Below are 16,808 nucleotides of genomic sequence, written 5' to 3'. Positions count from 1 at the left end.
CACATTCAATGAGCGGCATTTCCATTCGCCTCACCCATAAGGTCATGGCGATCGGACTCTTCGGCCTTATCGGTCTCGCCGCCTTCGGTGTGATCTACGAGATCGGCAGCCTCTCCCAGGATGCGTCGCGCGATGTTGCCAGCCGCGCCCGCGCGATCGCTGATCTCGACAAGCAGCTTTCGATCGAAATGCTGGAAGCGCGCCGCAACGAGAAGAATTTCCAGCAGCGGCGAAACGAAAGCTTCGCCAAGGCGCATGCCGAGCTGATCGGACCGATCAACCGTGATTTCGACGATGTGGAGCGGCTGATGACGATTGGCGGCATGAGTGCGCTGTCCGACAGGATGAAGCAGGCTCAAAACGGCTTCAAGCGCTATGCCTTGGATTTCGGCGCCCTGGTGGCGGCCGAGACCAGGCTCGGCCTGAGCGAGACGCTCGGCCTGTCCGGCTCGCTTCGCGCCGCGGTGCACGACATCGAGGCCAAGCTGAAGCAGATCGACGATCCGCGGACGACGAGCTGGATGCTGATGATGCGCCGGCACGAGAAGGACTTCATGCTGCGGCGCGATCCAAAATACATTGCCGAGATGAAGAAGGCCGCGGCCGAATTCTCCAAGGCGATAGAAGTCGTCGCGGTCCCTACGGCGGTGATGAACGACATCACCGCCAAGCTGCAGAAATACCAGTCCGAGTTCGCGGCCTGGGCGGAGACCGCGCAGCAGAGTGCGGCCCTCGACGCCAGCATGATGAAGACGTTTCGCGAGCTCGAGCCCGTCATGGCGGAAGTGCAGAGCGCCGTCGATGCCATGTACAAGCAGGCCGATGCTGCCGAGGCCGCGACCCGCGATGCCGTACGTCTGTGGATGATGGTCGCCTTCGGCGTCACCGTCGTCGTGCTTGCGGCGGTCGGCTTCCTGCTCGGACGCTCGATCTCGAACGCGCTCGGCGCCATGGTGGGCGCGATGACGCGGCTGGCGCGCGGCGAGCTTTCGATAGCCGTTCCCGGTGTCGGACGCAGGGACGAGATCGGCGAGATGGCCGGCGCGGTCGAGGTGTTCAGGACCGGCATGGCGGAGGCCGAGCGGCTGCGCCTCGAGCAGGCGGAGGCCGATGCACGTGGGCGTGAACAGCGCAAGGCGGACATGCAGCGGCTTGCCGACGCCTTCGAGGGCGCGGTCGGCGAGATCGTCGAGACCGTATCATCGGCGGCAACCGAGCTCGAAGCGTCATCCAACACGCTGACTGAGGCCGCAGAGCGCGGCAACGGGCTCGCCACGGCTGTGGCTGCGGCCTCGGAGGAGGCCTCCGCCAACGTTCGGTCGGTGTCGGCTGCAAGTGAAGAGATGACCTCTTCGATCACCGAGATCAGCCGTCAGGTGCAGGAATCGGCGCGGGTCGCCGACGTTGCGGTGGAACAGGCGCAGCGTACCAATGCGCGCGTCGCCGAGCTGACAAAAGCGGCCGGCCGCATCGGCGACGTGGTCGATCTGATCAACACCATCGCCGCCCAGACCAACCTGCTGGCGCTGAATGCGACGATCGAGGCGGCGCGGGCGGGCGAGGCCGGCAAGGGCTTCGCCGTGGTGGCGACGGAAGTGAAGGCGCTTGCCGAGCAGACCGCCAAGGCGACGGGCGAGATCGGCCAGCACATCGGCGCGATCCAGGCCGCGACGGAGGACTCCGTCGGCGCGATCAAGGAGATCGGTGACACCATAGCGCGCATGTCGGAGATCTCGTCGACCATCGCCGCCGCGGTCGAGGAGCAGGGGGCTGCGACGCAGGAGATCTCCCGCAACATCCAAAACGCCGCGCAGGGCACCTCGGAGGTCTCGGCGAACATAGGCCATGTCCAGCGCGGCGCCGGCGAGACCGGGGCTGCTTCTGCGCAGGTGCATTCGGCCGCCCAGTCGCTCTCGCAGGAGAGCAACCGGCTGAAGAGCGAAGTGGCGCGTTTCCTGGAGTCGGTGCGGGCGGCATGACGACGTCGGCCCTGGCGATGTTGCTGTGCATGAAGCACGGCGCCGCGCGAGATCTGTGCAGCTGCAGCGGATGGTCGGGGAAAATAGCGATTGTCGGGACGTCCAATAGTTTTACGTAGGACCATGTTAACGCCTGCTTGCGAATATAGGGCGCAATTCTACGGAATAAGAACCAGCCAGCATTGTTGAACTGACCTCCGCCCGGTCGTCCGTCGTGACGCTGTGGCGCAGGTGACGTGCGCGCTGCCAGCTATCATCGGGATTCGTGTGATGTCGAAGTTGTCGATCGTCTTCAAGCTGCTGACCGTGTTGTCGGTCCTCGTGCTCTCGCTCGCCGGTGTCGGCGTGACGGCGATCGGCACGATGCAGAACATCAACGCCCACACCGTCGAGATTGCGCAGAGCTGGCTACCGAGCGTGCGTGCGCTCGGCTCGATGCGCGCCGACATCAACGAGTTGCGCGTCGCGCTGCGTCTGCACCTGATGCAGGACACAGCTGAAGGCAAGGAAGCCGCAGAGAAGCGCCTGGCCTCCTTGCGCGAACGTATCGAGAAGACCCGCAAGGTCTACGAGCCGCTGATCACCGCTGCCGTGGAGCGCTCGCTCTACGAACAATGGACCAAGGCGTGGGCCGAGTATCTGAATGGCGTTCAGGACGTGATGGCGCTGTCGCGCAAGAGCGTCGGCCGCTTCCCGACCGATGCCAACGAGCTGTTGCAGACCAAGGTCGCGAAGATGGCTCAGGCCGCCGATCCCCTGCTCCAGAAGGGCATCGAGTTGAACAATCAGGGCGCCGAGCTGGAGACGAAGCAGGCGGCCGACAGCTACGCCACGATCTTCCGCGTGCTGGTCGGCATCATCGTGCTCTCGGTCGTGATCGCGATCGGCGCCGCCTATTATCTCGTGCGCGACGTCTCTCGCGGCATTGCTTCGATCATCCGTCCGATGCAGTCGCTCGGCGAAGGCGATCTCTCGGCCGAAGTGCCGCATCGCGGCGAGAAGACCGAGATCGGCTCGATGGCCGATGCGCTGCAGATCTTCAAGGAGGCGCTGATCGCCAAGAAAGCCGCCGACGAGGCCGCGGCGCGCGACGCCGAGGCCAAGATCGAACGCGGCCGCCGCGTCGACGCCATCACCCGCAAGTTCGAAGCCATGATCGGTGAAGTGGTCGGGACCGTGTCGTCGGCCTCGACCGAGCTGGAGGCCTCGGCGACGACGCTGACCAACACGGCGCAGCGCGGCCAGAAGCTCGCGACCGTCGTCGCGGCTGCCTCCGAGGAGGCCTCCACCAACGTCCAGGCCGTGGCCTCCGCCTCGGAGGAGCTGTCCTCCTCCATCACCGAGATCAGCCGCCGCGTTCAGGATTCGGCGCGGATGGCCGCGGAAGCCGTCGAACAGGCGGCGCGGACCAACGAACGCGTCAACGCGCTGTCGCAGGCGGCATCCCGCATCGGCGACGTCGTCGAGCTCATCAACACCATCGCAGGCCAGACCAATCTGTTGGCGCTGAACGCGACCATCGAGGCGGCACGCGCCGGCGAGGCCGGCCGCGGCTTCGCCGTCGTTGCCTCGGAAGTGAAGGCGCTCGCCGAGCAGACCGCGAAAGCGACCGGCGAGATCGGAGCGCAGGTGTCGGGCATCCAGGCCGCAACGCAGGAATCCGTCAGCGCCATCCAGGAGATCGGCGGCACCATCGAGCGGCTGTCCGAGGTCTCCGCGGCGATCGCCGCCGCCGTCGAAGAACAGGGCGCGGCGACGCAGGAAATTTCGCGCAACGTGCAGCAGGCTTCGGTCGGCACCCAGGAGGTCTCGATGAACATCACCGACGTGCAGCGCGGTGCGACCGAGACCGGCTCGGCCTCGACCGAAGTGCTGTCGGCGGCGAAATCGCTGGCGACCGACAGCACCCGTCTGAAGGTCGAAGTCGCGCAGTTCCTGGAGTCGGTCCGCGCCGCCTGATCCTCAACTGCCCGTCTGTGGAGCCGGCGGCGGTGCGACCTGTCGCCGGAACAGGATGCGCTGGTAGAGCCAGCCGATCGCGACCAGCACGATGCCAAGGCACATGAACGACAGCGCGCGGTAGACGCCTGTCAGCGTCGACATGTCGATGACGAAGGCCTTGAGGATCGTCAGCGCGATGACGGCGGCAGAGGCCAGCCGCGCGCGCTCCGAATTCACCAGGATGCCGACGCCCAGCAGCACCACGCCGAAGGCGAGCCAGCCGATCGAATAGGTGTATTGCTCCGCGCCCGTGGTGCCGCCGTAGAGCAGGACCGGGCCGTGATAGCAGCGGCGGATCTCCAACGTCACGTAGGTGAGCGCGAACACCAGTGCTCCGCCCGCGATCGTGTTGGCATAGGCGACCGGGCGATGTCCTGCCACCGCGTAGGACAGCAGCAGCATCAGCACCGCGGGGAGCGCATAGCCGAGCAGCAGCAGGTTGAACACGAGGCCGCCGACATTGACGCTGGAGAGCAGCAGCGGGTTCTCCAGGATCAGCAGGCCGAACACGCTGATGAGCGCGGCGATCGCGGTGAGCGCGATCGCGCCGACATTGTGCACGATGCTGTGGCTGCGCAGCCGCAGGCGCTCCAGCCCGATGGCCATCGCGAGCGTGACGCAGACTTGCAGGGCGAATTCGAGCAGCGACGGCGGCGAGATCATGTCGCCACCGGTCGCAAAGTGCCGGATCTCCATGAAGGCGAGCAGCGCGGTGAACAGGATCGCGGCGGTCTCGACCATGCGCAGCGGCGCGTCGTCGCCGCGGCGGCGCAGGAACATGCTCGCCGCCCAGAACGATGCCGCCGGCAGGCCATAGCCCCACAAGAGCCAGTTCAGAATCGGCGTGGTGCCGACGGCATCGCCGACGATGCGCGGATCATAAACAATGCGCGCGGTGACGATGCCGGCAAAGATGGCGGCGAGCCAGCGCAGGAACGGGATCGGCCGCTGCATCGAGATCCAGGCGGTGCCGAGCGACATCAGCGCGAGCGCGATGGTGAGCCAGCCCTTCTCCAGCGCGAAGGTCAGCGCCAGCGCCAGCGCGCCGAGCGTGCCGGTCGCGAACAGCGCCGTGGAGATCATGATGCCCGGCCGGTTCTCGCGGCGCGTGAGCGATTCGGTCGCAGCACCAAAGGCGGCGGCGAGCAGCACGGCGAGGATCGCAAACGGGATCGAGCGGTCGAGATGGGCGATGCGCGCATAGAGCGCAACCAGGATCGCGATCGGCGTCGCGACCGCCGCCGCCGACCACACCACCGGGATGACAACCGAATTCGACCGGCCCTGCGCGAGGAACCCGGCAATGCCGAAGCCGGCGGCGAAGACCGCAGCCATCACCAGATGCAGTGTCACGGAGCTGTCGATCGCTGCTGGCCCGACACCCGGCAGCGGGCCGCCCGGCAGCACCAGCATGTCGGGATTGGCCCGCACCGCCCATTCGGCGAACACGATGAAGACGGTCGCCGCGGCCGCGCCCAGCGCACCGCTTGCTGCCGGCGCACGCCAGGCGACAAACAGCGTCCCCGCGACCAGCAGGGTAAAGGCGATCAGCGCCAGATCGGCATGCGCGCTCGACAGCACGATGATCATGGCTGCGAACAGATAGGCGCCGAGCGAGCTCGACGACACCGGCTCGATCTCGCCGTCCTCGATGGTCGGACCGAACATGAAGCCGCAGACGACGAGGAGCGCAGCGAGCGTGAAGCCCGCAATGACGTGGAAGGTGTGCGGCGCCACCTGCAACTCGGGCTCGAGCCCCACGAAGATCCAGAGTACCGCAAAGACGATGGTGGTCACCGCGAGCCAGCGCCACAGCCGGATGCGGGCGAGGCCGAAGCTCGCGGCGGTCACGATCGCGAGATAGATGTAGAGCGCCCAATAGTCCGGCTTGCCGCTGGAGACGAGGACCGGCGTCACGAACGCGCCGACGACGCCAAGGCCCGCGAGCGCGGGCCCATGCAGCAGCGCGGCGGCCAGCGTGCCGAGCGCGACGAGGCCGAGCAGCACGAAGGCGGTGGCGGGCACGAGGAAACCGTAGAGCGCATAGGCTGCATAGATGGTCGCGAACGCCACCGCCGTGCCGGCCGCGGTGAGGATCGCCGGGATGTTGGCGATCGGCAGCGCCTGGATAGTCGAGATGCTTTCCTTGCGCCGTGTCCATTCGCCGGCACCTAACAGCGCCAGCGCGAACAGGCCGCCGAGGAATACGCGCACGCCGGGGCCGACAAGGCCGGCCTCGATCGAATAGCGCACCATGAAGAAGCCGCCGAGCGCGAGTGCGAGCCCGCCGATCCACACCACCCAGCGCGTGCCGAGTCGCTCCTCGAAGCCGGGCGCGGGTGCAGGCAGCGGAGGCGGTGCAGCGGCCTCGGTGCTCGTTTCGAGCGGCGGCGGCGAAACAGCTTCGGTGACGGGTGGGGGCGCGGGCTCAGCTTCCGGCGCAAGCGGCGGCGGCTCCGCCGCAGCCATCGTGGGTGCGGGCGCCTGCTCCCATGTCGGCGTGAGCGGCGGCGGCTGAACCCGCCGCTGCGCGTCAAACATCCCTTCGAGCGAGCTTAGTCGGCGGCGCAGTTCGGCTGCCTGACTGGAGGCCTTGATCGCGACGAGGAAGGCGGCGATCGCAATGATCAACGCAAAGACGTCAAACGGGCCGTCGAACATGAAGCCTCCAGGCGACCGGCGGGCACGGCCGATCGCGAAATCTTAGAGTCTTGGTTTCGAGCATGACCTTGCTCGGAAAACCGCTTACGCACTTTTCCGGACCATGCTCAGCGCCGGGAGCGTACGCGCAAGCCCGGCGCGGGCCGCTCCTGGAGCACGTCGCGGCGGAAGCGATAGAGCGCCGCCGGGCGTCCGCCGGTCTGTGTCGACATCGCGCCGGTCGGTTCGACCAGGGCTTCCGTTTCGACGAGGCGTCGGAAATTCTGCTTGTGCAGGTGCCGGCCGGAGATGGCCTCCACCGTATGCTGCAATTCCGTGAGTGTGAACTCGGCGGGCAAAAGTTCAAAGACCACAGGACGATACTTCAGTTTCGCACGCAGCCGCGCGATGGCTGTGGCGAGGATGCGCCGGTGATCGAACCGCATCGAGGTCCCGAGCGCGGGAAGCGACTTGCGCGCTAATGCCGCAGGCCTGCCGTCGCGCCGGGCCTCCTCGATCAACCCGGCCTCGTACAGGAGCTCATAGCGGTCGAGCACGCGCTCCTCGTCCCACGGCGCACCGTCGAGACCGAAATAGAACCGCACGCGATCCCTCCGCGGCAGCGCGCGCGTGGTCTCCGGCGTCTCCTCCTCGGTCCATTTCATCAGCGCCGGGATGATGTCGCGGGCGATGATCTCTGGCGGCCGCTCGCGCCAGTCTTCCCAGGGGAAGAAGCGATACCATGGCTCGAAGCTCGCGCCGGTCGCGGCGAGCTCGCCGTCGACGGCGCGCGTCAGCGCCAGATAGCCGATCGACACCATATGCGCGCCGGTGTCGCCGGCTTCGGCATGACGGCCGCGGTCGCCGAACGTGTAGAGCTGCTCGACATAGCCGAGCCGCAGGCCCGCCTGTTGCTCGACCCAGGCGCGTAGGCCGATCTCGAAGGTGCGATGGGCGAGCGCATCGAACGGCCCGAACGGCAGGCCGGCAAGCCCGTCACCGCCGCGTGCGGTGAGGATCTGCGGCTCGTGGTCCTCGATCGCGACGATCGCGGCGGTCAGGCCAATCTCGATTGGCGTCAGCAGCTTGTCATTCATGCGATGATGATCGCGGGTGTTCCCGCAAACTCGTCATGCCCGGGCTTGTCCCGGGCATCCACGTTCTTTGTACAGCTGGAAAGTTCGTGGATGGCCGGGACATAGGCGAGCGAAGCGACGCCGTCCTTCAGACGGCTATGCCCGGCCATGACGGCAACACCTGCATTGTCGCGCGCAGCTGTCATTCGAGCTCGATCACGAAGGGGCGGCCCTCGACCATCATCGCGCCCGGGCCCATTTCGTCGAGCGCGCGCAGCATGCGGCCATTGCGTCCCAATGCACGATCGGCAAGGCCGACGATGCGCCGGTTCGGCGAGGCGATCGGCGAGGCCGCGCGGATCTTCCTGGCGATCTCGATCTCGTCGCGGTTCGGATTGAGCGCGCATACCGCTGCAAACGCGCTGGCGGTGGAGCGGCTGATGCCGGCGTAGCAATGCACCACCAGCGGCGCGCTGCGGTCCCAGCCGCGCACGAAATTCAACACTTGCTCGATATGCGTCTCCGACGGTGCGACGAAGCCGTCCATCTCCTCGGTGATGTCGTCCATCGACACCTTGAGATGGTTGGCCGGCAGCACGGACACGGGACGCGCCACCTGCTCGACATTGGCCATCACCGTCAGCACATGGCTGGCGCCGGTGAGGCGGACGGTTTCGGGAAGCGCGGCGAGGGAACAGACGTGGATCATGGCGGACCTTTTTGCCGCTGATTATAGCGAGCGGCCGTAGGGTGGGCAAAGCATCCCACATCGTCGTCCCGGCGCAGGCCGGGACCCATAACCACCGGCCGGCGTGACTGAGGCGGTGGCAACTCCCAGTCTTCGCAAAACCCCTTCCCGGAGTATGGGTCCCGGCCTGCGCCGGGACGACAGCAGAGATCGAGGCACCACTGCCCTACGCAATCACCGCGCCAAACCGCTCCAGGAACTGCTTCTCGGCCCGCGCCGCGGTCCAGGGCGTGAGATAGTCGCGCCGGACGCTGTCGGGTAGGCCGGGATCCTTGCCGAACAGGCGCCTCGCCTCGCTCTCGCTGAAACCGGCAAGCTCGGTCGCCTCCAGATAAGCGGCGCCGCGATCGGCGGCCTTGATGGCCTGCGTGATCTCCTCCGGCAGCACGGGCGGCAGCCCGAAGCGGACGTGGATGGCGCCAAGCAGGCGTTTCTCGACTGCCTTGTAATGGCCCTCGAGCACGGCCTTGAACGGCGAGATCATGTCGCCGATGACATATTCGGGTGCGTCATGCAGCAGGGCTGCGAGTCGCACGCGCTGGTCGACGCGCGGCATCTCGTGCCGCATGACGGTCTCCACCAGCAACGTATGCTGCGCGACCGAGAAGATGTGGGTGCCGATGGTCTGGCCGTTCCAGCGGGCGACCCGTGCGAGGCCATGCGCGATGTCGGCGATCTCGACGTCGAGCGGCGACGGATCGAGCAAATCCAGCCGCCGGCCCGACAGCATGCGCTGCCAGGCGCGGGACTGCGCATCGCGCGCGGTCTTCTTCTCGGCTGTCATTTGGCCTTGAGGCGCGGCTTGCGCTGCGTCTTGCCGCAGGTCGCATGACAATGGCAGTCGACCAGATGGTCGTTGACCATGCCGGTCGCCTGCATGAAGGCATAGACGATGGTCGGGCCGACGAACTTGAAGCCGCGCGAGGACAGCTCCTTGGAGATCTGCACCGACAACGGCGTCGAGGCGGGTACGCTCGCGGTGGTCTTGAAATTGTTGACCTTGGGGCGGCCGTCCATGAAGTCCCACAACAGCTTCGAGAAGCCCGGTCCCTTCTCCATGATCTCCAGATACGATTTTGCGCTCAGGATCGTGCCGTCGATCTTGGCCTTGTTGCGCACGATGCCGGCATCGTTCATCAGCGCGTGCACCTTCTTGTCGCTGTAGCGCGCGATCTTCTCCGGCTGGAAATCGTCGAAGGCTTTGCGGAAATTGTCGCGCTTGCGCAGGATCGTGATCCAGGAGAGGCCGGCCTGGAAGCCGTCGAGGATCAGCTTTTCGTAGAGTGCGCGGTCGTCATATTCAGGCACACCCCATTCGGTATCGTGATAGGCGACATAGAGCGGATCTTCGCCGGGCCAAGGGCAGCGTGTCAGGCCGTCGGGATGCAGGCGAGGGGAGCGGCTCATGCGATGGGTTGCTTCGATGGAATGCGGACGATGTCGGGTTCGGCGAGTGTCAGCGCAAGGCCGCCCGCGGTGAGCGGCTGGCCCGCATCGAGCGCATCGGCGACGCGGTCGACGCGCACCAGCGCGATGCCCTTGCCGCCGGCGGTCGAGCCGATGGTGCCGACCGGCTTGTCGCCGGCGAGAATGGTGGCACCAATCTCGGGCGAGGGTCCCTCGAGCAGCACCTTGACGCTGCGGGTGCGCGCGGTGCCGCGATGCTGCATGCGCGAGACGACCTCCTGGCCGACATAGCAGCCCTTGTCGAAATCGACGCCGGCAAGCCGGTCCATGTTGGTCTCGTGCGGGAACGCATCGCTGTACATGAAATCCAGCCCGCCGCGCGGCACGCCGACCGCGATGCGGTGGGCCTCGTATTCGGCGGCATCGACCAGCTCGGCGCCGATGAGATCGGACAGCTTCTGCTTGAGATCCTCGGGGATCAGGATGCGATAGCCGAGCTCATTGTGGCGCGGATCGGCGAAGCCGAGGTCGGGCTGGGCGGCAGGCTGGCCGTCCCAGGCCGCAAGCACGCCCAGAGCATCCGAGAGGTTTTCCACCGTGACTTTGGCGCGCAGCTTGTAGAATTTCAGCTTGGTAGCGAGGCCCTCGGCCAGCGCTTTCGGACAATCGATCAGGAACCCGCCGCCATGGCCGGCGGGCACCTCCGTGATCAGGAAATCGACGATGATCTTGCCCTGCGGCGTCAGCAGCGCGCCGAATCGCCCCAGGCCCGGCTTGAGCCTGTCGACATCGGTGGTGACGAGGCCGTTGAGGAAGTTGCGCGCATCCTCGCCCGCGACCTTGATCACGCCCCGGTCGGGAAGAAACGCTGATTTCATGCGAAAATCTCTTGCGACATGTTGCTCCGGAACGTAAGCCCGCAAGGCAAAAACGACAAGACCTCGAGCCCTGCGCTTGGGGATGAGAGAGGTCCCATGACCCAGCGTTTCGACGTGATCCTCAAAGGCGGCACCGTGGTCAACCAGGACGGCGAGGGCCTGCGCGATATCGGCATCACGGGTGGCCGCATCGCCGAGATCGGCACGCTGTCGCAAGCCAGCGCCGCGGAGGTGATCGACTGCAAGGGCCTGCACATCCTGCCCGGCGTGATGGACACGCAGGTGCATTTCCGCGAGCCCGGGCTGACGCACAAGGAAGACCTCGAGACCGGCTCGCGCAGCGCCGTGATGGGCGGCGTCACCGCCGTGTTCGAGATGCCGAACACCTCGCCCCTCACAGTGACGGAAGCCGAATTCACCGATAAGGTGAAACGCGCTCGTCACCGCATGCATTGCGATTTCGCCTTCTTCATCGGCGGCACCCGCGAGAATGTGCAGGATCTGCCGGTGCTGGAGCGCGCGCCGGGCTGCGCCGGCGTCAAGGTGTTCATTGGCTCGTCCACCGGCGCGCTGCTGGTGGAGGACGACGAGAGCCTCCGCCGCATCTTCCAGGTCATCCGCCGCCGCGCCGCCTTCCATGCGGAGGACGAGTACCGCCTCAACGACCGCAAATCGCTGCGCATCGAGGGCGATGCGCGCTCGCATCCGGTCTGGCGCGACGAGACCGCGGCGTTGATGGCGACGCAGCGCCTAGTCAAGCTCGCGCATGAGACGGGCAAGCGCATCCATGTGCTGCACATCTCGACCAAGGAAGAGATCGAGTTCCTGCGCGACCACAAGGACGTCGCCTCCTGCGAAGCAACGCCGCATCATCTCACGCTGGCCGCGCCCGAATGCTACGAGCGGCTCGGCACGCTGGCGCAGATGAATCCGCCGGTGCGCGGCGCCGAACATCGCGCCGGAATCTGGCGTGGCATCGAGCAGGGCATCATCGACGTGCTCGGCTCCGACCACGCCCCGCATGCGCTGGACGAGAAGCAGAAGACCTATCCGGCCTCGCCCTCCGGCATGACCGGCGTGCAGACGCTGGTGCCGATCATGCTCGATCACGTCAATGCCGGCCGGCTGTCACTGGCACGGTTCGTCGATCTCACCAGCGCCGGCCCCGCGCGCGTCTACAACATGGCCTGCAAGGGCCGCATCGCCGCCGGTTACGACGCCGACTTCACCATCGTCGACCTGAAGCGCAGCGAGACCATCACCAACAAATGGGTCGCATCCAAAGCCGGCTGGACCCCCTATGACGGCGTCCGCGTCACCGGATGGCCCGTAGGCACCTTCATCCGCGGCCGCCGCGTGATGTGGCAGGGCGAGCTGGTGACGGCCTCGCAAGGCGAGCCGGTGCGGTTTCTGGAGACGCTGAAGGCGTAGGCCGCTCCACACTCGATGTCGTCCAGGCGAAGGCCGGGACCCATAACCACAGGGAGACGTTTGGCGAAGACTAGTCGTTGCTGGGCCTTCCCTCGGTCCGAATACCTCCGTCCACCGATAGATCACGCGGTATGGATCCCGGCCTTCGCCGGGACGACATTGAGGAAGCATGGGAGAGCATTCTATGACTCAACCCCTCATCACCACCGAGCAACTCGCAGGCATGCTCGGCGATCCCGACCTTCGCCTCTACGACTGCACGACCTACAACGAGCCGGTGCCGCCGGGCAGCGACGTGCCGTATCGTGCGGTGCCCGGCGACAAGACGTTTGCGGCCGGCCACATCCCCGGTGCCGATTTCCTCGACCTGCAGGGCGAGTTTTCCGATACCTCCGCCCAACAGTTTTTCATGATGCCCGATGTGGCCCAGCTGGAGGCTGCCTTCGGCCGGCATGGCCTCGATGCATCCAAGACCATCGTGCTCTACAGCATCGGCACGATGATGTGGTCGACGCGGTTCTGGTGGATGCTGCGCTCGCTCGGCGTCGCTGCGCGCGTGCTCGATGGTGGTTTCGACAAATGGAAGGACGAGGGGCGGCCGGTCGAGAGAGGTGCGCCGAGGGGCTATCCGGCCGCGACGTTCAAGGCCGCGCCGCGCCCAGGCTATTTCGTCGACAAAGACGTCGTGAAGGCCCGGATCGGCGATCCGGCGACCGTTATCGTCAACGCGCTCGGTCCGCAATTTCATCAGGGTCTCGAGCCGAGCCGCTACGGCCGGCCCGGCCGTGTGCCGGGCAGCGTCAACGTCCCAGCGGCGTCGCTCACCAATGCCGACAAAACGCTGACGACACTGGCCGATGCCGAGGCCAAATTCGCGGCCCAAGGCGTTACGCGCGACAAGAATGTGATCCTGTATTGCGGCGGTGGCATCTCGGCGACGATCGACCTGCTCATGCTGACGCAGCTCGGCTATGATCAGCTGACGCTCTACGACGCCTCCATGGGCGAGTGGGCGCGGGATCCGGCGCTGCCGATCGAGACGGATTAGGGCTTACTTACCCTCCCCTGGAGGGGGAGGGTCGGTCGCGCGCAGCGCGAGCGGGGTGGGGTGACAGTCTCTCGCCATTGGCGGTGCCCGTTTGGAGAGATCACCCCACCCCGCTTCGCATTGCGCTTTGCTCCATGCGAAGCGACCCTCCCCCTCCAGGGGAGGGTAAGAGAGCGGCAAGTAAGAATGTTGGGAACCTTTCGTTTAGGCATGCATCCAATGTCCGGAACGAGGCGAAACAAGCAGGTAACAGCCATGCAACGGACCGCAGCCGGCCTGTCCGCCGGCGTCAGGACATTGGAAGCCGAGCTGATCGACCGAGCGCGGGGCCGAGACGAAGCCGCCTTGCGCGAGATCATGCAGGCCAACAACCGCAGGCTCTATCGCCTCGCGCGCGGAATCCTGCGCAGCGACAGCGAAGCCGAGGACGTGGTGCAGGAAACCTATGTCCGGGCCTTCACCCATCTCGACGGCTTCCGGGGCGAGGCCGGGTTGTCGACCTGGCTGTCGCGCATCGCCATCAACGAGGCGCTCGGCCGGGTGCGCAGCCGAAAGCCCGATGTCGAACTTGGCGCGATACCAGATGCCGCGCTCGACGCGCAGATCATCAAGTTTCCCGTTTCTCCCGCAGGCGATCCGGAAAGGACCATGGCCCAACGTGAAATCCAGCGCGTCGTCGAACGCGCAATCGACGAGTTGCCGGATGTCTTCCGCATGGTGTTCGTCGCCCGGGTCATGGAAGGCATGAGTATCGAGGAGACCGCCGATCTGCTCGCCGTCAAGCCCGAGACCGTGAAGACGCGGCTGCACCGCGCCCGCACTATGCTGCGCGAGAACGTCGAGAAGGAGATCGGCCCGGTGGTGATGGATGCGTTCCCGTTCGCCGGGTGGCGATGTGAGCGCTTGACTGAAGCAGTGCTGAAGCGGCTCGGCTTCGGCAGCTAAAGTTTTCGGGAACGTTTGCGCGAAATACCCATCCAACTCCTGTGAAGCAACGCGCCGGCCCAAACGTCCGGCACCACAGGAGTATCAAGCCATGTTCTTCCGATCGAGCGCGGCGATCGCCGCAGCCGTCCTGCTGTCGAGTCCTGCGCTGCTGCAGGGCGCTCGCGCAGCCGACAAGCCCACCGATCCGCAGATCGCCCATATTGCCTACACCGCGGGCGTGATCGACATCAACGCGGCCAAGCAGGCGCAGAAGAAAGCCAAGAACAAGGACGTCAAGGCCTTCGCCGAGGACATGCTGCGCGACCACGAGGCCGTCAACAAGCAGGCGCTCGCGCTGGTCAAGAAGCTGAACGTCACGCCTGAAGATAACGACACCAGCCGGGCGCTGTCGAAGCAGGCGAGCGACAAGATGGCTGAGCTCGACAAGCTGAGCGGCGCCGCCTTCGACAAGGCCTATGTCCAGAACGAAGTCGCCTACCACAAGGCGGTCAATAGCGCGTTGGAGACCCAGCTCATTCCGTCCGCGAGCAATAACGAGCTGAAGAGCCTGTTGCAGACCGGCCTGAAGATCTTCCAGGGTCATCAGCAGCACGCCGAGCACGTCGCGGCCGAGCTGAAATAGGAGGGTGCGATGAAGCCGGGACGCCTCGCTTCGATCGCGCTTGCGGTCATGTTCCTGTCAATGATCGTCCCGGCGCGTGCGGCGACCATTCAAATCACGATGGACAATCTCGTGATCTCGCCGGCCGAAATCTCGGCCAAGGTCGGTGACACCGTTGAGTGGATCAACAAGGACATCTTCGCCCACACCGCCACTGCGACCAACGGCGATTTTGACGTCCCTCTGCTGCCGAAGAAGTCGGCGACGTTCGTTGTGAAGAAAGCGGGAACGGTCGATTACTACTGTCGCTATCATCCCAATATGAAGGCGACTCTGAAAGTCGAGCCCTGATGCCTGGGCGTGCATTCCCGATCGCATCGGGAACGTCTCCCGGTCATCGCCAGACTAATGCTTGTCCGCGTTCAATCGCTTCCATGCGATAAATCGCGGCAGACTTCGCGAGCACTTGGCAAAGTCATTCATCCGTGAACTGGCCCCGTCCCGTGGCGGGGTCATTTTTCGAAAACGGTTATTGCCTGGAGAGGCTGACCGAGAATTCGCCGTTGCGGATGCGGCCAGGAAAGCCCTCGACGAATTTCGCCACCGCGTCCTCGCCGTAGGTACCAACGAGTTCGGCAAAGGCCGCGAACAAGCTCGCCTGCGCCAGGCAGTCGCCGTCGACACCTTCATGGCGCGCTTCGGCCCATGCCTCATTGAGATAGCTCAGTGCGGCCTGCTTCTGCTCGTGATCGGGCAGTGGCGCGCGGGCGGGGGCGTAGGAAATCGGCTGGCTCATGAAACTCGATCAGGGCTGGGGCGCGATCCACGGCGATGCGCTGTGCGAGAGGTGTAGCACGGGCGTTAACGACCGCTAGGCCACATCTTTAAGAACGGTTAACGGCTGTGAACAAAATCGATGACAGGGTTCCAGCGGCGCCGTCGTTCCGGGGCGCGACGAAGTCGCGAACTACGATGCGCAATTGCGCATCGTAGTTCGCGCTGCGCGCCCCGGAATGACCAGTGAAGAGAACTCAGTTCGCGTAGCGCGCCGTGAGATCGCGCGAGATCTTCGAGCCTTCCTCGATGTAGCGGCGGATCGCCACCGTCGCCGCCGGCGTGCAGCTCCGGTAGGTCTGCTGGAAGCCGTTATAGCCGCGGTTGAAGCCGGCGATCATGCGGGTGCGGCGCTCGCCGGAGGGGGTTTCGGCATCGATCAGCGCCTGCATCTCGTTGCGCCATTTGTTGCCCTCGTTGGACCCGCAAATGCCGCGCAGATAGTGCAGCCCGCCGAGAATCTCCGCCAGCCGCTGCAAATCGCCGTCAAACGGCGCTGCCCCCTCCTGGGCCCTCGTGGGCGCGGAGGCGCAGGCGAGAATCAGGGCGAAAATGGCCAGAAATCGCGTGGACATCGCCGGGTGTATGCCCCCTTCGCTCCATGGACGCAAGGCGAGCCACGGGAGCGGTGCGCTCCCTCCCCCGCTTGCGGGGGAGGGGTGGGGAGAGGGTGCTTCCGCGGGCGAGAATCCCCAAGAGGAGAAAACCCTCACCCGCCGCGCTCTCGCGCGTCGACCTCTCCCGCAAGCGGGAGAGGTGCAGCGGAACTCGCGGCTCGCTCTAAGCCCCAATCAGACGCCGCGCCGACTGGATGACCTCCTCCAGTCCCCCGGTCAGCTTGAGGTCGCCGAGGCCAGCGACGGCGTCCGGGGCGATCCAGCGGTAATCGTCGAGCTCGTCGTTCAGAACGGGTTCGTTGGCCACCCAGCGGGCGGCAAAGGACATGATCAGGTAATGACCGGCTCCGGCTGCGGCCGGCAGCACCTCGCGCCAGCCGGCGAGGCCAATGATGTCGATGGCGAGCCCGGTCTCCTCATCGACCTCGCGCACCACGGCCTGATGCAGCGATTCGCCGAACTCGACCCGGCCGCCGGGCAGCGAATAGAACCCTTTTGCGGGCGAGCGGGCGCGGCGGGTCAGAAGCACCTTGCCGTCGCGAAAAATCGCGGCACTGACCGCAATCTGGGGGTGAGCAGGCTGGACCGCCGAAACCACGG

17 protein-coding genes are annotated in these 16,808 nt (G+C 65.7%); 7 read left to right on the top strand and 10 right to left on the bottom strand.

Annotation, left to right across the window (positions count from 1 at the left end; translation table 11 throughout):
- Positions 1–8: 8 nt before the first annotated feature.
- Both BLV07_RS28505 and BLV07_RS28500 read left to right on the top strand, forming a co-directional pair.
- Complete coding sequence (locus BLV07_RS28505; RefSeq protein WP_091892594.1) at positions 9–1,979, top strand: methyl-accepting chemotaxis protein; 1,971 nt, start codon at positions 9–11, stop codon at positions 1,977–1,979.
- A 270-nt stretch (positions 1,980–2,249) separates the two neighbouring features.
- Positions 2,250–3,938 carry a methyl-accepting chemotaxis protein gene (locus tag BLV07_RS28500; RefSeq protein ID WP_176945813.1) on the top strand — a complete coding sequence of 563 codons (1,689 nt, stop codon included), beginning with the start codon at positions 2,250–2,252 and terminating at the stop codon, positions 3,936–3,938.
- A gap of 3 nt (positions 3,939–3,941) precedes the next feature.
- Here the strand turns inward: BLV07_RS28500 and BLV07_RS28495 are convergent, their stop codons facing one another.
- The 7 genes from BLV07_RS28495 to ygfZ form a co-directional block, all read right to left on the bottom strand.
- Positions 3,942–6,641: a DUF2339 domain-containing protein gene (locus tag BLV07_RS28495; protein WP_091892590.1), complete on the bottom strand. Its 2,700-nt coding sequence runs from the start codon at positions 6,639–6,641 to the stop codon at positions 3,942–3,944.
- A gap of 107 nt (positions 6,642–6,748) precedes the next feature.
- Positions 6,749–7,717 (bottom strand): NUDIX hydrolase, encoded by a 969-nt coding sequence (locus tag BLV07_RS28490; RefSeq protein WP_091892588.1) that lies wholly within the window; start codon positions 7,715–7,717, stop codon positions 6,749–6,751.
- Complete coding sequence (locus BLV07_RS28485; protein WP_091892586.1) at positions 7,714–7,902, bottom strand: hypothetical protein; 189 nt, start codon at positions 7,900–7,902, stop codon at positions 7,714–7,716. Before BLV07_RS28485 ends, BLV07_RS28490 begins: the two co-directional genes overlap by 4 nt.
- Positions 7,899–8,405 carry a tyrosine phosphatase family protein gene (locus BLV07_RS28480; RefSeq protein ID WP_091892584.1) on the bottom strand — a complete coding sequence of 169 codons (507 nt, stop codon included), beginning with the start codon at positions 8,403–8,405 and terminating at the stop codon, positions 7,899–7,901. Before BLV07_RS28480 ends, BLV07_RS28485 begins: the two co-directional genes overlap by 4 nt.
- 205 nt (positions 8,406–8,610) lie before the next feature.
- Positions 8,611–9,228, bottom strand: coding sequence for a YfbR-like 5'-deoxynucleotidase (locus tag BLV07_RS28475; protein WP_091892582.1), 618 nt, complete (start codon positions 9,226–9,228; stop codon positions 8,611–8,613).
- The gene (locus tag BLV07_RS28470) at positions 9,225–9,851 is read right to left on the bottom strand and encodes a DNA-3-methyladenine glycosylase I (RefSeq protein ID WP_091892580.1); all 627 of its coding nucleotides are present in this window, start codon (positions 9,849–9,851) and stop codon (positions 9,225–9,227) included. Before BLV07_RS28470 ends, BLV07_RS28475 begins: the two co-directional genes overlap by 4 nt.
- The gene (gene ygfZ / locus BLV07_RS28465) at positions 9,848–10,729 is read right to left on the bottom strand and encodes a CAF17-like 4Fe-4S cluster assembly/insertion protein YgfZ (RefSeq protein ID WP_091892578.1); all 882 of its coding nucleotides are present in this window, start codon (positions 10,727–10,729) and stop codon (positions 9,848–9,850) included. Before ygfZ ends, BLV07_RS28470 begins: the two co-directional genes overlap by 4 nt.
- A gap of 96 nt (positions 10,730–10,825) precedes the next feature.
- Here ygfZ and BLV07_RS28460 point away from each other — a divergent pair, with 96 nt between their 5' ends.
- The 5 genes from BLV07_RS28460 to BLV07_RS28440 all read left to right on the top strand — a co-directional run bounded on the left by BLV07_RS28460 (position 10,826) and on the right by BLV07_RS28440 (position 15,108).
- On the top strand, positions 10,826–12,160 hold the full coding sequence (locus BLV07_RS28460; RefSeq protein WP_091892576.1) for a dihydroorotase: 1,335 nt from the start codon (positions 10,826–10,828) through the stop codon (positions 12,158–12,160).
- 184 nt (positions 12,161–12,344) lie between these two features.
- A complete protein-coding gene (locus tag BLV07_RS28455) occupies positions 12,345–13,208 on the top strand; it encodes a sulfurtransferase (RefSeq protein ID WP_091892574.1) in 864 nt (287 codons plus the stop codon).
- A gap of 255 nt (positions 13,209–13,463) precedes the next feature.
- A complete protein-coding gene (locus BLV07_RS28450; RefSeq protein ID WP_176945812.1) occupies positions 13,464–14,153 on the top strand; it encodes an RNA polymerase sigma factor in 690 nt (229 codons plus the stop codon).
- 91 nt (positions 14,154–14,244) lie between these two features.
- A complete protein-coding gene (locus BLV07_RS28445; protein WP_091892570.1) occupies positions 14,245–14,778 on the top strand; it encodes a DUF4142 domain-containing protein in 534 nt (177 codons plus the stop codon).
- A 9-nt stretch (positions 14,779–14,787) separates the two neighbouring features.
- The gene (locus tag BLV07_RS28440) at positions 14,788–15,108 is read left to right on the top strand and encodes a cupredoxin domain-containing protein (protein ID WP_091892568.1); all 321 of its coding nucleotides are present in this window, start codon (positions 14,788–14,790) and stop codon (positions 15,106–15,108) included.
- Between the two features lie 178 nt (positions 15,109–15,286).
- Here the strand turns inward: BLV07_RS28440 and BLV07_RS28435 are convergent, their stop codons facing one another.
- The 3 genes from BLV07_RS28435 to BLV07_RS28425 form a co-directional block, all read right to left on the bottom strand.
- Positions 15,287–15,553: a hypothetical protein gene (locus tag BLV07_RS28435; RefSeq protein ID WP_091892566.1), complete on the bottom strand. Its 267-nt coding sequence runs from the start codon at positions 15,551–15,553 to the stop codon at positions 15,287–15,289.
- A 235-nt stretch (positions 15,554–15,788) separates the two neighbouring features.
- Positions 15,789–16,166 (bottom strand): TIGR02301 family protein, encoded by a 378-nt coding sequence (locus tag BLV07_RS28430; protein ID WP_091892564.1) that lies wholly within the window; start codon positions 16,164–16,166, stop codon positions 15,789–15,791.
- Positions 16,167–16,371: 205 nt separating this feature from the next.
- Positions 16,372–16,806 carry an NUDIX hydrolase gene (locus BLV07_RS28425; RefSeq protein ID WP_091892562.1) on the bottom strand — a complete coding sequence of 145 codons (435 nt, stop codon included), beginning with the start codon at positions 16,804–16,806 and terminating at the stop codon, positions 16,372–16,374.
- Positions 16,807–16,808: the final 2 nt, after the last annotated feature.

This window comes from Bradyrhizobium sp. Rc2d (genome assembly GCF_900099855.1).
Taxonomy (GTDB): domain Bacteria; phylum Pseudomonadota; class Alphaproteobacteria; order Rhizobiales; family Xanthobacteraceae; genus Bradyrhizobium.
The sequence above is the reverse complement of the archived record's forward strand: the minus strand, read 5'-3'. Positions and strand labels throughout refer to the sequence as shown.